At 73.4% G+C, this 12,910-nt stretch carries 12 protein-coding genes and 1 riboswitch; of the genes, 4 read left to right on the plus strand and 8 right to left on the minus strand.

The window, feature by feature from the left end:
* Positions 1-9: 9 nt before the first annotated feature.
* Entirely contained in the window at positions 10-495 is a 486-nt protein-coding gene (locus ACIRFL_RS16950) for an Asp23/Gls24 family envelope stress response protein (RefSeq protein ID WP_404029075.1), read from the minus strand.
* Between the two features lie 87 nt (positions 496-582).
* Here ACIRFL_RS16950 and ACIRFL_RS16955 point away from each other — a divergent pair, with 87 nt between their 5' ends.
* The gene (locus ACIRFL_RS16955; RefSeq protein ID WP_404029077.1) at positions 583-1,428 is read left to right on the plus strand and encodes a nucleopolyhedrovirus P10 family protein; all 846 of its coding nucleotides are present in this window, start codon (positions 583-585) and stop codon (positions 1,426-1,428) included.
* 258 nt (positions 1,429-1,686) lie between these two features.
* Here ACIRFL_RS16955 and ACIRFL_RS16960 read toward each other — a convergent pair whose 3' ends face one another.
* The 4 genes from ACIRFL_RS16960 to ACIRFL_RS16975 form a co-directional block, all read right to left on the minus strand.
* A complete protein-coding gene (locus ACIRFL_RS16960; protein ID WP_404029079.1) occupies positions 1,687-2,490 on the minus strand; it encodes an enoyl-CoA hydratase/isomerase family protein in 804 nt (267 codons plus the stop codon).
* Positions 2,491-2,653: 163 nt separating this feature from the next.
* Complete coding sequence (locus ACIRFL_RS16965; protein WP_004002281.1) at positions 2,654-2,875, minus strand: helix-turn-helix domain-containing protein; 222 nt, start codon at positions 2,873-2,875, stop codon at positions 2,654-2,656.
* Positions 2,876-3,210: 335 nt separating this feature from the next.
* Positions 3,211-4,809: a ribosomal protection-like ABC-F family protein gene (gene abc-f, locus ACIRFL_RS16970; protein WP_404029081.1), complete on the minus strand. Its 1,599-nt coding sequence runs from the start codon at positions 4,807-4,809 to the stop codon at positions 3,211-3,213.
* A gap of 92 nt (positions 4,810-4,901) precedes the next feature.
* Positions 4,902-5,546, minus strand: coding sequence for a hypothetical protein (locus tag ACIRFL_RS16975; RefSeq protein ID WP_404029083.1), 645 nt, complete (start codon positions 5,544-5,546; stop codon positions 4,902-4,904).
* Positions 5,547-6,702: 1,156 nt separating this feature from the next.
* Between ACIRFL_RS16975 and ACIRFL_RS16980 the strand changes: the two genes are divergently transcribed.
* On the plus strand, positions 6,703-7,116 hold the full coding sequence (locus ACIRFL_RS16980; RefSeq protein WP_388717680.1) for a VOC family protein: 414 nt from the start codon (positions 6,703-6,705) through the stop codon (positions 7,114-7,116).
* Between the two features lie 16 nt (positions 7,117-7,132).
* Here the strand turns inward: ACIRFL_RS16980 and ACIRFL_RS16985 are convergent, their stop codons facing one another.
* The 3 genes from ACIRFL_RS16985 to ACIRFL_RS16995 all read right to left on the minus strand — a co-directional run bounded on the left by ACIRFL_RS16985 (position 7,133) and on the right by ACIRFL_RS16995 (position 10,686).
* The gene (locus ACIRFL_RS16985) at positions 7,133-8,572 is read right to left on the minus strand and encodes a hypothetical protein (RefSeq protein WP_404029085.1); all 1,440 of its coding nucleotides are present in this window, start codon (positions 8,570-8,572) and stop codon (positions 7,133-7,135) included.
* Positions 8,573-8,709: 137 nt separating this feature from the next.
* Positions 8,710-9,837 carry an alpha/beta hydrolase gene (locus ACIRFL_RS16990; RefSeq protein WP_404029087.1) on the minus strand — a complete coding sequence of 376 codons (1,128 nt, stop codon included), beginning with the start codon at positions 9,835-9,837 and terminating at the stop codon, positions 8,710-8,712.
* A gap of 201 nt (positions 9,838-10,038) precedes the next feature.
* A complete protein-coding gene (locus tag ACIRFL_RS16995) occupies positions 10,039-10,686 on the minus strand; it encodes a class II aldolase/adducin family protein (RefSeq protein WP_404029089.1) in 648 nt (215 codons plus the stop codon).
* Between the two features lie 160 nt (positions 10,687-10,846).
* On the opposite strand from ACIRFL_RS16995, the gene ACIRFL_RS17000 reads away from it, so the two are divergent.
* Together ACIRFL_RS17000 and ACIRFL_RS17005 are read left to right on the plus strand one after the other, a co-directional pair.
* Positions 10,847-12,103: an anion permease gene (locus tag ACIRFL_RS17000; RefSeq protein WP_404029091.1), complete on the plus strand. Its 1,257-nt coding sequence runs from the start codon at positions 10,847-10,849 to the stop codon at positions 12,101-12,103.
* Positions 12,104-12,149: 46 nt separating this feature from the next.
* Positions 12,150-12,371, plus strand: coding sequence for a hypothetical protein (locus ACIRFL_RS17005; RefSeq protein ID WP_404029093.1), 222 nt, complete (start codon positions 12,150-12,152; stop codon positions 12,369-12,371).
* A gap of 444 nt (positions 12,372-12,815) precedes the next feature.
* A riboswitch (cobalamin riboswitch) is annotated at positions 12,816-12,889 on the plus strand.
* Positions 12,890-12,910: the final 21 nt, after the last annotated feature.

The raw sequence follows: 12,910 nt of genomic DNA on the forward strand, positions 1-12,910 counted from the left end.
CCCGGGGCATCACTGGATCCGCGGCTCCAGCTCCTCTTCTTCTTCCTCGGGGAGCTTGACATCACTCACCGCGATGTTGACTTCCACGACCTCGAGTCCGGTCATCCGCTCCACGGCGGCGATCACGTTCTCCCGGACGTCGCGGGCCACGTCGCCGATGGACACCCCGTAGTCCACGACGATCTCCAGGTCGAGCGCGGTCTGCACCTCGCCGACCTCGGCCTTCACCCCGCGGGTCACCGACTTCGAACCGCCCGGCACCCGGTCGCGCACGGCGCCGAAGGTCCGGCTCAGTCCGCTGCCCATCGCGTGCACGCCCAGCACGTCGCGCGCGGCGAGCCCGGCGATCTTCTCCACGACCCCGTCGGCGATGGTGGTCCGGCCGCGGCTCGCCGGGTCCCCACCGCCGCGTTTGGTGGCCTTGCGGGTCTGCACCGGTGTCTCGGCCTCGGCCTCGGGGCCCGTCGTCCGGTTCTGCTCCGTCATGTCGGTCATCGCCGTGCGTCCCTTCCGGTCGTCCTCCTGCGACCACCGTATGTGCGGTGGCGGGATCGCGCGCCGGGAATGGGGCAGGCTGGAGGAATGACGGCGGACCCATGGACCCGAGTGGTGCGGCAGCAGGTGGGGCTCGGCAGGCTGCTGCCGCTCGGCGGTGCGCGGGACGGCGGGTGGATCACGGAGGCGGCGGCCGAGGCGGTGCTGCGGGGCGCCGCAGCGGAGGTGCCGGGCGTGTGCCTGGGCAGGCTGCGGATCACACTCGCCGAGCCCGACGAGACGGACGGGGCGGGCGGGGCGGGCGGCATCGAGGGGACCGGCGAGGCAGCGGCCGGTGAGGCTGAGGGGGCCAGTGAAGCTGGTGAGACCAAGGAGACCGACCGGGCCGAAGAAGCCGAGGGGGCTGAGGAGGCCGTCGTACCGGCGCCGCCGAGCGCGCTGCCCCCGGGACCGCTGCGGGTGGCGGCGGACTTCGCGGCCACGGCCGCCGCGCCGCTGCCGGAGACCGCGTCCCGGCTCCGGCTGTCCCTGGCCACGGCCGCGGACCAGCGGCTCGGGCTGACGGTCACGGAGGTGGACCTGCGGATCACCGAACTGCTGGACGGGCCCGCGGACCCCCCGGCGGCGCGGGCGCCGCAGCCGGCCCCGGCCCGGGAGGGCACGGGCCCCGACGAGATCCGCGCGGCGACGGCGGCCCTGTCCGTGCCGGGCGTGGTCCGGCTGACCGGCAGCCTCGGCGGTCTCGGCCGGGGTGTGCACTGCGAGGTACGCCGGCCTGGGCCGGGCGCGTCGCCGCGCCGCCATGTCCGGGTGGAGCTGGCGGTGGCGGCGGGGCACCGGCCGCGGGACGTGGTCCGCCAGGTGCGTACCGCCGTGGCGGCGGCGCTGGAGGGGCGTGCGACGGTGGCGGTGCTGGTCACGGCGGTGGGCTGAGCGCCACGTCGACGGCCGGCGGTGGCCGGCCGAGCCACCCCGGCCATGGCCGGGGTGGCCGCTCGGGCGCCGCCGGGCGGCCGGCCGGCGCGCCGGGGCACGGCCGAGACGCGCGCGGCCTCCCGGGGTCGCAGCGGAACACCCGGCCGCCCGGACGCCGGCGCCTGAGGGCGGCCAGTGGGCGGCCGGGGACCGTGCCGCCCGGGCGCAGCGCCGGGGGCGCGTCCTCGGCCAGGTGCCGCCGGGCCCGTGCGCGGCTCAGTCGCCGACGCCGGCCAGATCCCGCAGCCGCCGCGCCTGGGCGGCCCGTTCGGCGGCGCACTGCTCCTCGTACGTGCGTCCGCCCGCACCGCGCAGCAGTGCCTTGGTCTCCACCACGGCGTCCCGTGGCGCGGCCAGGATCGCCCCGGTCAGGTCGCGTACGGCGGCGTCGAGTTCGCCGACGGGCACCGCGAGGTTGGCGAGCCCACAGCTCACCGCCTCCTCGGCGCCGACGAACCGCCCGGTCACGCAGATCTCCAGCGCGCGGGCGTATCCGACCAGGCCGACCAGCGGATGAGTGCCGGTCAGATCGGGCACGAGCCCGAGGCTGGTCTCACGCATCGCGAACTGCACGTCGTCCGCGACGACGCGCAGGTCACAGGCGAGGGCGAGTTGGAAGCCGGCACCGATGGCATGCCCCTGGACGGCGGCGACGGAGACGAGGTCGTTCCGCCGCCACCATGTGAATGCCTCCTGGAAGGCGGCGATGGTCGCGTCCAGTTCGGCATCGTCGCGGCGTGCGACATCGGTGAGCGTCGGCTCGTCCGGAATGCCGTCCGGGGCGAACATCCGCCGGTCGAGGCCGGCGGAGAAGGACTTGCCCTCGCCGCGCAGCACGACGACTCGCACGGTGCCCGGCAGCGACCGCCCGGCCTCGGCCAACGCCCGCCACAGTGCGGGGCCCTGGGCGTTGCGCTTGGCCGGGTTGGTCAGGGTCACCGTGGCGAGCGCGTCGTCGACGGTGAGCCGTACGCCGTCCTTGTCGAGTGCGGGAGCAAGGTCCTGGTCGGGCGAAGCCATGGGGCGCCTCCGATGAGTGCGGTCGACACGCCGTGCCGTGACGGCATGCTAAGTGACTGCACAGTAACCACCCGGCCGATCTGAGGTGCCCCCAGGCCCCCTCAGGGGCGCTGTGGGAGGACCGGCCGGGTGGCCACCATCGAAGCCGATGGGCCGCCCGGGGTCAGGACGATGCGGCCTTCTTGCCCCGGGTCGCCCCGCCACGCCCGCGGAGCGTGACGCCCGACTCGCTGAGCATCCGGTGTACGAAGCCATACGAGCGGCCGGTCTCCTCGGCCAGCGCCCGGATGCTCGCACCGGAGTCGTACTTCTTCTTCAGGTCTGCCGCGAGCTTGTCGCGCGCGGCGCCGGTCACCCGGCTGCCCTTCTTCAGAGTCTCGGCCACCCGTGCCTCCTCATGGGAAGTGCGCTCTGGTCTCCTCATGATCACCCCTCCCGGGCCCGATGGCCACCCATTCGGCAAGGTCCGTAAGACACGGTTTTGACGACAGGAGCACATCCCCACAAGCGGAATTACTTATTCCGGCGCATGCCGTCCGTACCGCCGAACGGGTTCATTCGCGAAGTGCCAGGTCAGAGACGCACGACGGCCGACCCCTCACCGATGGAGGGATCGGCCGCTCTATGGGTGTAGGACACACCCGGATACCAGGAGATCTCACACAGATGATGGATCACCGATGGGCCGAATGATCCATAGCCCGTGGATCATTCTTTCGATCAAGCCAGCGCGACGAGGTCCGCGTAGTCGGTGCCCCACAGGTCCTCCACGCCGTCCGGCAGCAGGATGATCCGCTCCGGCTGAAGCGCCTCCACCGCGCCCTCGTCGTGGGTGACCAGGACGACCGCGCCGGCGTAGGTGCGCAGCGCGCCCAGGATCTCCTCCCGGCTCGCCGGGTCGAGGTTGTTGGTCGGCTCGTCCAGGAGCAGCACGTTCGCCGACGAGACGACGAGCGTGGCGAGCGCGAGGCGGGTCTTCTCGCCGCCGGACAGGACGCCGGCGGGCTTGTCGACGTCGTCGCCGGAGAACAGGAACGAACCCAGGACCTTGCGGACCTCGACCAGATCCATGTCGGGAGCGGCCGAGCGCATGTTCTCCAGGACCGTGCGGTCGGCGTCCAGGGTCTCGTGCTCCTGCGCGTAGTAGCCGAGCTTGAGGCCGTGGCCGGGGACGACCATGCCGGTGTCCGGCTGTTCGACGCCCGCGAGCAGCCGCAGCAGGGTGGTCTTGCCCGCGCCGTTGAGGCCCAGGATGACGACCCGCGAGCCCTTGTCGATGGCCAGGTCGACGTCGGTGAAGATCTCCAGCGAGCCGTACGACTTCGACAGGCCCTCGGCCATCAGCGGGGTCTTGCCGCAGGGCGCGGGCTCCGGGAAGCGGAGCTTGGCGACCTTGTCGGACTGACGGACCGCTTCGAGGCCGGACAGCAGCTTCTCGGCGCGGCGCGCCATGTTCTGCGCGGCGACGGTCTTGGTGGCCTTGGCCCGCATCTTGTCGGCCTGGGCGTTGAGCGCGGCGGCCTTCTTCTCGGCGTTCTGCCGCTCGCGCCTGCGGCGCTTCTCGTCGGCCTCGCGCTGCTGCTGGTAGAGCTTCCAGCCCATGTTGTAGACGTCGATCATCGAACGGTTGGCGTCCAGGTAGAAGACCTTGTTCACGACCGTCTCGACCAGGTCGACGTCGTGCGAGATGACGATGAAGCCACCGCGGTACGTCCTCAGGTAGTCGCGAAGCCAGGCGATGGAGTCGGCGTCGAGGTGGTTGGTGGGCTCGTCGAGCAGCAGCGTGTCCGCGTCCGAGAACAGGATCCGGGCCAGCTCGATGCGGCGGCGCTGACCGCCGGAGAGCGTGTGCAGCGGCTGGCCGAGCACCCGGTCGGGCAGGTTGAGCGCGGCGGCGATGGTGGCGGCCTCGGCCTCGGCGGCGTACCCGCCCTTGGTGAGGAACTCGGTCTCCTGGCGCTCGTACTGCTTCAGCGCCTTCTCGCGGGTGGCGCCCTGACCGGTGGCGATGCGCTGCTCGTTCTCGCGCATCTTGCGGATCAGCACGTCGAGGCCCCGTGCGGACAGGACGCGGTCACGGGCGAGGACGTCCAGGTCGCCGGTGCGCGGGTCCTGCGGCAGATAGCCGACCTCGCCGGAGCGGGTGACGGTGCCGGCGGCGGGGATGCCCTCGCCGGCCAGGACCTTGGTAAGAGTGGTCTTGCCGGCGCCGTTGCGGCCGACTAGACCGATGCGGTCGCCCTTGGCGACGCGGAACGTGGCGTTCTCGATGAGGATGCGGGCACCGGCGCGCAGCTCGATACCGGAGGCGGAGATCACGGACAGACTCCAGGGCGAAGTCGTTGGCGGGATGGGCGGCTGAGGACGTTCCCGCCGTCTAATGCGCGAGGAGAATGGCCATGGGGGTCAGTCTAACGGGGCGGTGCAAGCGGTTTTCCCGGGTCCGGGTGTCCCGCCGTGCGGCCCGGCATCTCGTTGCCGAGGGGCGAGCGGTCCGGGGCGACGGGCCCGAGGTCGTCCACGGCGACGAGCTGATCGGTCCAGGCACCCCGCGCGCAGGGCTGGGCCACGAGCAGGTTCGGGCCGTGCCGCACGGCGCGGTCGGGACGGAACGCGCAGCGCTCACGTGCGGGCAGCACCCAGCGCAGGTCGCCGTCGGCGGTGCGGTACGCGGTGATGCGGCGCGGAGTGACCACGGCGAGCATGCCCCGGGGCAGCGGGCGCAGGACGCCAGCGGCGCCGTGCGCGGCGAGCCAGCCGGATACGGCGGGCAGGGCGCGGTGCCAGCGCACGGAGCGGCCGTCGGTGGCGGTCACGAGTCCGTCGTCCCAGAGGGCGATCGCGTGCCCGCGCGCGGGGAGTACGTCCAGCGGGCGGCGGCCCTCGCGCGCGTAGCGCCAGCGCCGCTCGCCGTGGGCCGGGTCGTACGCCTCCACGGCCGCACCCCGTGCGCGGACCGCCGTCGCGGCCCGCTCCTCGGGTCCGTGCGGGGTGAGCCGGTCCCCGTAGGGGGCGACGGGACGCACCTGAAGGGCGACGACGAGAAGCACCCCCACGAAAGCCCCGCCAACCCCAACCCCCCGCCCCACCCCTCTCCGGCCCCGGCTGCGGCTGCGGCCCCGCACCGCTCCCTCCGACCGTTCCGCTCCCCCGGGTCCACCCCGCCTCTCCGGGGACCCTTCCGGTCCCTCGGGCTCTTCTGCGCCAACCGGTCCGCTGGGCTCTTCCGGCCCCTCTGGGCCACTCAGCCCGACCCGGCCCACCGAGCCGCCCGGTCCCTCGGCCGCATCCGCACCACCCGATCCACCGAGCCGTACCGTTCCCCCGGGCCCTTCCGGCTCATCCGATCCATCCGGCTCTCCCAGCCCCACCGGCTCACCCAGCCCCTCTGGGCCACTCAGCCCGACCCGGCCCACCGAGCCGCCCGGCCCCCCGGCCGCATCCGCACCACCCGATCCACCGAGCCGTACCGTTCCCCCGGGCCCTTCCGGCTCATCCGATCCACCCAGCTCTTCCGGTCCCTCTGGGCCACTCAGTCCGGCCGTGCCCACCGAGCGGACCGACCCTCCCGGTCCCTCGGGCCCCTCTGGTCCACCGGGCCCTTCCGGCGCCTCGGGCTCTTCCGGTTCCCCGGGTTCGCCCAGTCCCTCTAGGGCACGCAGTCCCGCCGGGCCCACCGAGCCGGTCGGGCCCTCCGGGGCGCCGGGTCCCTCCGGGTCGGTCGGTCGCTGCGGGTCGACCGGTCCGTCTGGTGCGCCCCGCCCCAATGGGCCCTCCTGTGCTTCCCGTTCGTCCGGTTTCGCCAGTCCGCCCGGTCGTACGGGTACGGCCGGTTCCTATGGCGTATCCAGACCTCCCCGTTCGCCCAGTCCCTCTACCACCCCGCCCCTCCGGTCCGCCGTGCTTCCATGCCAACGGGTTCTTCGCTGGTCCGCCCAGCAGATCCGGCCCCGGGCCACCCGGTCCCTCGGGGCCGTACCGACCGGGCGCGCCGGGGCGACAACGCGAGCGGGCGTCGGGCCGTCCCCCGTTCGGCCGCAGGGTGGCAGGTCGGGGGCATGGACCGGTGCGACACGTTCCGGTGAAGCGGGGGTCGATTGCCGCCGGGCGTTGTCAGTGCCGGGTGCAAGACTGGGCGGCAGATCGGATCCACGGGACCGACGGGACCGTCGACGGACACAGGTGAGGCATGTTCACAAAGGAGTGATCGGCATGGCAGGGACGGGCGGAGGGCGTCCGAGCATCTATCCGACGCTGCTGTACGCGGACGCGAAGGCGGCGATCAAGCAGCTCACGGAGGCCTTCGGATTCACCGAGCTGTCGGTGTACGAGGGAGAGGACGGCTCGGTGCTGCACGCCGAGCTGGTGCAGGGCAACGGCGCGGTGATGCTGGGCTCCAAGGGCCGCGGCGGTGTCTTCGACACGCTGATGAGGGACGCGGGCCCGGCGGGGGTCTACATCGTGGTGGACGACGTCGACGCGCACCACCAGCGCGCCGTGGACCACGGTGCGGAGATCGTGATGCCCCCGACGGACCAGGACTACGGCTCGCGGGACTACACAGCCCGGGACGCCGAGGGCAACATCTGGAGCTTCGGGACATACGCCCCCGAGATAGGGATCTGACCCGCTCCGACGCGCGCTATCCGCCGGTGTGCACCTGGAAGGCGGCCCGGCGCACCGCCTTGGCCAGGGCGGGGTCGGGGTGCGCGGCAGCGAGCGCGACCAGGACCTGAACCGTGCGCGGGTGCCCGACGGCGCGCACCTCGTCGAGCAGCCGGGGGACGGTGGGCTGCACCGCGGACTCCAGGTGACGCACGAGCATCGGCGCCTCGCCGTGGTCGGCGACGGCTGCGGCGGTGTCGACCCACAGCCAGGTGGCCTCTTCGCGGGTGAGGACCTCGTGGGCGTCCTCCGGGTCGGCGCCGTCGTGCTCGGCGAGCCACAGCAGGGCGTAGGGCCGCAGCGTGGGCTCGTCGACGACACCGCGTACGTCGGGCTCGGCGGGGGCGCCGACGACCCGCAACGCCTCGAAGGCGAGGCCGCGCAGCAGCGCGTCGTCGCCACGGGCGGCCTCGATCAGTTCGGTGACGGCGCTGCCGACGGGGCGGGCGGCGAGCCAGGCGCGGTACTCGGCGCGGGCGGCGTTGGGGCGGAGCTGGGCGCAGCCGCGGAGCATGTCCTCGGCGGACTGTTCGATGTTCCCGGCCGGGCTCTGCGCGGCCACGCAGATCTGCTCCAGCTTGACCCACACCGCCCAGCTGCCGAGCGGGGTGAGGGTGGCCTGGCCGTCGCCGTAGGTGAGGGCGCCGACGGAGGCCAGGGCGTGCAGGGCCCAGTCGAGGATCGGGGCGAGGAGGATGTCCTCGGCGGGCGCGGGCGGCGGGGCGGCGGGCGCGTCGGCCGTCGGGAGCGCGGCGCCCGGGGCGTCGCCCGGACCGGGCTCGTAGGGGACTTCGCAGCGCTCGGTGCGCAGTTCGGTCACCCGCTGCCTGAGCAGGTCGAGAAGCTGCTCGACCGGGACCGGGCCGGCGGACAACTGGAGGAAGGAGAGCACCTGAGGCATGGCCGAGACCACGTCCGCGACGACCGCGTGCTCGTGCTCGGCGGGTTCCGGATGGGCCAGCGACCAGGCGTCGAAGAGGGCGACCCAGCCGCGCAGTACGGCGCTGTCGTCCCGGTCCCAGGCGCGCAGCCGCCAGCCGGGGCGGGCGCTGTCGCCGTGCACCTCGACCAGGCCGGCGAGGCGGGCGGTGTCCCAGTCGGCCCGTACCTGGGCCACGGTCAGATGCAGATCCGCGGCCGCGCGTTCGGCGGCCGCGTCGGAGAGGGTGGCCTTGCCGTCCTCGGTGGCCCCGGCGCGGCCGGGGCCGAGGGCGGCGTCGGCCCAGTGGGCGACGCGGGCCGCGCCCGCCAGGCCGGAGCGCGCCATTCTGGCCAGCTCCGCGGGGGCGGGCGTGCCCTCCGGCGGCCGGGGTGCGGGGCGGCGTGGGCGCCGCTGGTTCACAGCTCTGGGGGCGGCGGCCAGGGGTCGCGGTCGGACGAGTCGAAGCCTGGAGTCGCGCGGGATACGGGACGTCACGGGGGCAGTCTTCCGGTTGACGGTCCGAAAACCCAAACGGAATGTCACGGCGGGCGACGGGGGTGGCCAAGGCACGGTGTCCGGCTGGGGCGGAGGGGCCATGATCAGGCCACGGGTACGGAGTTAAACGGAATGGATTACATGAGCGGAGTGAGGAACCGGCGCAGCTGTTCCTCGTACGCCTCGGGGTCGGCGTTCCACATGGCCGCGTGCGGGGCGTCCGGGACGGTGTGCAGGGCGACGCGGTCCGGGCGGCGGTCGGCGAGGCGCCGGGAGTGCACCCAGGGGGCCACGGTGTCGCCCGGGCCGTGGATGAGCAGGGTGGGCACGTCGAGCCGGGCGGGGTCGGCGGCGTCGGCGAGGCCGTCGGGGTGCAGACCGGTGCGCCCCTGCGCGGCGCGCACGGCGAGCGGCAGCACGGCGTCCGGCATATGGCGGGCCGATGCCAGGGCGCGCAGCGTGGCCGGCCAGTCCAGCACGGGTGAGTCCAGGACGAGCCCGGCGATACGGTCCCGCTCGGGTGACCGGGCGGCGGCGTGCAGGGCCATGGTGGCGCCGGTGGACCAGCCGAGCAGGATCACGCGGCCGGCGCCGTGCCGGACGGCGTAGCGGATGGCGGCGTCCAGGTCGCGCCACTCGGTCTCGCCGAAGTGGTTCAGGCCGTCGGGACTGCGGGGTGCGCCGAGGTCGCCGCGGTAGGCGAGGGCGAGCACCGGCAGGCGCCTGTGGTGCAGGAAGCCCATGACGTTCAGGGTCTGTTCACGGGTGGTGCCCAGGCCGTGCACGGCGATCACCCAGATGTCCCGGTGGCCGGGCACGAACCAGGCGGGCAGCGGGCCGAGTTCGCCGGGTACGTCGATGTCGGCGTGGTCCAGGTCGAGGGCGGAGGCCGGGTTGCCGACGTGCACGTTCGGGGTCAGCCAGACCTTGTCGCCGGCCTCGAGGGTGCCGTGGGTGACGCCTTGCAGGCGGCGCACGACGGTGTCGGCGGTGCTCCGGACGGACTCCAGGACGGGTCCGACGACGGCGTGCGAGCCGTCGCCCGCGAGGCCGTAGGTGCCGGGGCGCAGGGAGGCCAGGTCGCGGGTGAGGGTGATCTGTCCCGCGGCCGTGCCGTGCACGGTGAGGCGGGGTTCGGTGGGCAGGGGCCGGCCGGCGGGCGCCTTGAGCGCGGCGTCGCTGGCCAGCCGTCCGGCGGCCACGCCGGCCGCGCCGGCTGCCAGGGCCGCGGTGAGGGCGGCGGCAGTCGCTGTGACAGTGCGCACGGAACCAGTGTGCTGGGTTCGGCCGGGTTGCGCAGTTCTCCGCGGGCCGGGGGGTGGGTGCGGGTGGTGTTTTCGGTGCGGGTTGTCTGTGGTTTGTTGCGCAGTTCCCCGCGCCCCTGGGGAAGGGGGGTGCCGTTGTCGGTGAGTGCGGGTCGTGTGTGGCTTGGCGCGCCGTTCCCAGCGGCCCCGGGGAAGCGCGGGTCAGGGATGTTGGCCGTAGGTGGTGAGGCGGGTTGCTGTTTCTGTCAGCTGGGCGGGGGTCAGGAGGGTGGGGGTGTGGCCCGGTACTGAGGATGCCGTCAGCCACAGGCGGCACATCCACTCCAGTTGGGCGGTGCGGTCGTATGCCTGGTCGAGGGTGACGCCGTAGGTGAGGGTGCCGTGGTTGCGCAGCAGGCAGCCGGAGCGGCCGGCGAGGGCGCGGAGCATGTTCCGGGCCAGTTCCTCGGTGCCGTACGTGGCATACGGTGCGACGCGGACGGGGCCGCCGAGCGCCGCCGTCATGTAGTGGATCGCGGGCAGTTCCAGGACCAGCGTGGAGACGGCCGTGGCATGCACGGCGTGGGTGTGGACGACGGCCCGCGCGTCCGTGGCGCGGTAGACGGCGAGGTGCATGGGCAGTTCGCTGGTGGGCACCAGCGTGCCGAGCACCTGCCGGCCGTCGAGGTCCACGCCGGTCACGTCGTCCGGCGTGAGCCGGTCGTACGGCACGCCCGAGGGCGTGACCAGCACGGTGTCGCCGACGCGCACCGAGACGTTCCCGGAGGTGCCGACGACCAGCCCGTCGGACACACTGCGGCGGGCCGTGCCGACCAGCGCCTCCCAGGCATGCGCAACCTGTTCCGTCATGCCCTGATCCTGGCGGGTGACGCAGATCTCTTCAACGGGTCGCGGCGGACACCGCGGGCACGCCGTTCACGACACCATGAATCCCTCCTCAGTTCACCTTCCGTTCATCAAGGTTGCCTACGTTCAACCGGCCAATGACTTCGAACGATTGCCTGGGTAAATGGAAAGCTTCTCGCTGATCCTCGCGATTGTGGTGATTACCGCACTCGCGTTCGATTTCACGAACGGTTTCCACGACACCGCCAACGCGATGGCCACGACCATCTCGACCGGTGCGCTCAAGCCCAAGGTCGCGGTGGCCATGTCCGCCGCACTCAACCTGGTGGGCGCCTTCCTCTCCGTGGAGGTCGCCAACACGATCTCCAAAGGTCTCGTCGACGAGACCGGCATCCGTCCCGAGGTCATCTTCGCCGCCCTGGTGGGCGCGATCCTCTGGAACCTGCTGACCTGGCTGGTGGGCCTGCCCTCCAGTTCCTCGCACGCCCTGATGGGCGGCCTGATCGGCGCCACCGTCGCCTCCGCGGGCGCCGGCGCCGTGCACGGCGACGCGCTCGTCACCAAGGTCCTCATCCCGGCGCTCGCCGCGCCGGTCGTCGCGGGCGTGGCGGCACTGCTCGCCACCCGCCTGTCGTACCGGCTCGGCGCGAAGGCGGACGGCAGGGCCGCCGAGAAGGGCTACCGGGCCGGCCAGATCGCCTCCGCGGGCCTGGTCTCCCTGGCCCACGGCACGAACGACGCCCAGAAGACGATGGGCATCATCACCCTGGCGCTGATCGCCGGCGGCGCCCTCGCCCCCGGTTCCAACCCTCCCACCTGGGTCATACTCTCCGCCGGCCTCGCCATCGCCCTCGGCACCTACCTCGGCGGCTGGCGCATCATCCGCACGATGGGCAAGGGCCTGACCGACCTCCAGCCGCAGCAGGGCTTCGCCGCCCAGACCAGCGCGGCGACCGCCATCCTGGCCTCCTCGCACCTCGGCTTCTCCCTGTCCACCACGCATGTCGTCTCCGGTTCCGTGATGGGCGCGGGCCTGGGCCGCAGGGGCGGCGTGGTCCGCTGGTCCACGGCGACCCGGATGGTCGTCGCCTGGGCACTGACGCTGCCGGCCGCCGCGCTGGTCGGCGCGCTCGCGGAGACCGTCACGGACCTCGGCGACTGGGGCACCGGGTGCGTGGCCGTCTTCCTGGTCGTCGCCGCCGCCGCGATCTGGAAGATCTCCCGGCGCGAGGTCGTCGACCACAGCAACGTCAACGACACCGGCGAGCCGGCCGGTGTGGTGACCGCCGCGATCGCCGCCGTGACGCCTCCGGCGGCGGGCACCCCGGCCGAGGACCTGACGGCCACGATCCCGTCCCCGCCGGTGTCCGCGGCCCCGGCCGCCGCCGACCCGGCCGTGCCGCCGGCCGCGGCCGTCTGACCGTCCGGTCGCCTCCCCTCCCTCCAGTACTCAAGGAAGCATCACCATGAAGATCGACTGGGCGGCCCTCGGCTCCGTCTTCGGCGTCAGCCTCGCGGTCACCGTGGGGCTGGTGGCCCTGTTCACCCTCGGCGTGGCCGGCCTGTCGCGCCGCGAACGGGCCGTCGCCCGGGGCGGATCCGCCGGTCTCGCGCTGACGGCCGCGTACACGTGCTTCGCGGCGTGCGCCGCGGCGGTGGCGTACGGGATCCATCTGATCACGGCGTAAGCGCTCCGCTGGGTGGGCCGCGTTGTGCCGTCGGTCGTCTGCGGCTTCGTCGTGGCTGGTCGCGCCCGCGCCGTCGTGGCGGATCCGCCGGTCTCGCGCTGACCGCCGCGTACACGTGCTTCGCAGCGTGCGCGCTCCGCTGGGTGTGCCGCGCTCTGCCGTCGGTTGTCTGCGGCTTCGTCGTGGCTGGTCGCGCAGTTCCCCGCGCCCCTTTGGGGCGCTGCCCTGCCGTAGCGGACTTCGGCGGACCTGCTTAGGCCGAAACCGTCGTGGCTGGGCGCGCCCGCGCGGCGCAGCCGCAAATCGACACAGCCCCGCGCCCCTATGGGGCGCTGCCGCACGTACCGATATGAGTCTCGGCACACTCTCCCCTTGCAGGTCAGGGGTGAGTTGACGGGGCTTCCGGGGGCGTGGTGGACTGCCCGGGCCATGTACGGCGGCACGAGAGGAAGCCGGTGTGAATCCGGCGCGGTCCCGCCACTGTCACCGGGGAAGAACTCCCCGGGAGCCAGGAACTCTCACCGCCGGTCTCGTCGAAC

The sequence above is a fragment of the Streptomyces sp. NPDC102462 genome (assembly GCF_044765425.1).
In the GTDB taxonomy this organism is placed as follows: Bacteria; Actinomycetota; Actinomycetes; order Streptomycetales; family Streptomycetaceae; genus Streptomyces.

Bases quoted from the DNA above. Each gene is read 5' to 3' on its own strand.
- ACIRFL_RS16950 (WP_404029075.1), bottom strand. From the start codon at position 495: ATGACCGACATGACGGAGCAGAACCGGACGACGGGCCCCGAGGCCGAG.
- ACIRFL_RS16995 (WP_404029089.1), bottom strand. From the start codon at position 10,686: ATGACGGAACAGGTTGCGCATGCCTGGGAGGCGCTGGTCGGCACGGCC.
- ACIRFL_RS17000 (WP_404029091.1), top strand. From the start codon at position 10,847: ATGGAAAGCTTCTCGCTGATCCTCGCGATTGTGGTGATTACCGCACTC.
- ACIRFL_RS16955 (WP_404029077.1), top strand. From the start codon at position 583: ATGACGGCGGACCCATGGACCCGAGTGGTGCGGCAGCAGGTGGGGCTC.
- ACIRFL_RS16960 (WP_404029079.1), bottom strand. From the start codon at position 2,490: ATGGCTTCGCCCGACCAGGACCTTGCTCCCGCACTCGACAAGGACGGC.
- ACIRFL_RS17005 (WP_404029093.1), top strand. From the start codon at position 12,150: ATGAAGATCGACTGGGCGGCCCTCGGCTCCGTCTTCGGCGTCAGCCTC.
- ACIRFL_RS16980 (WP_388717680.1), top strand. From the start codon at position 6,703: ATGGCAGGGACGGGCGGAGGGCGTCCGAGCATCTATCCGACGCTGCTG.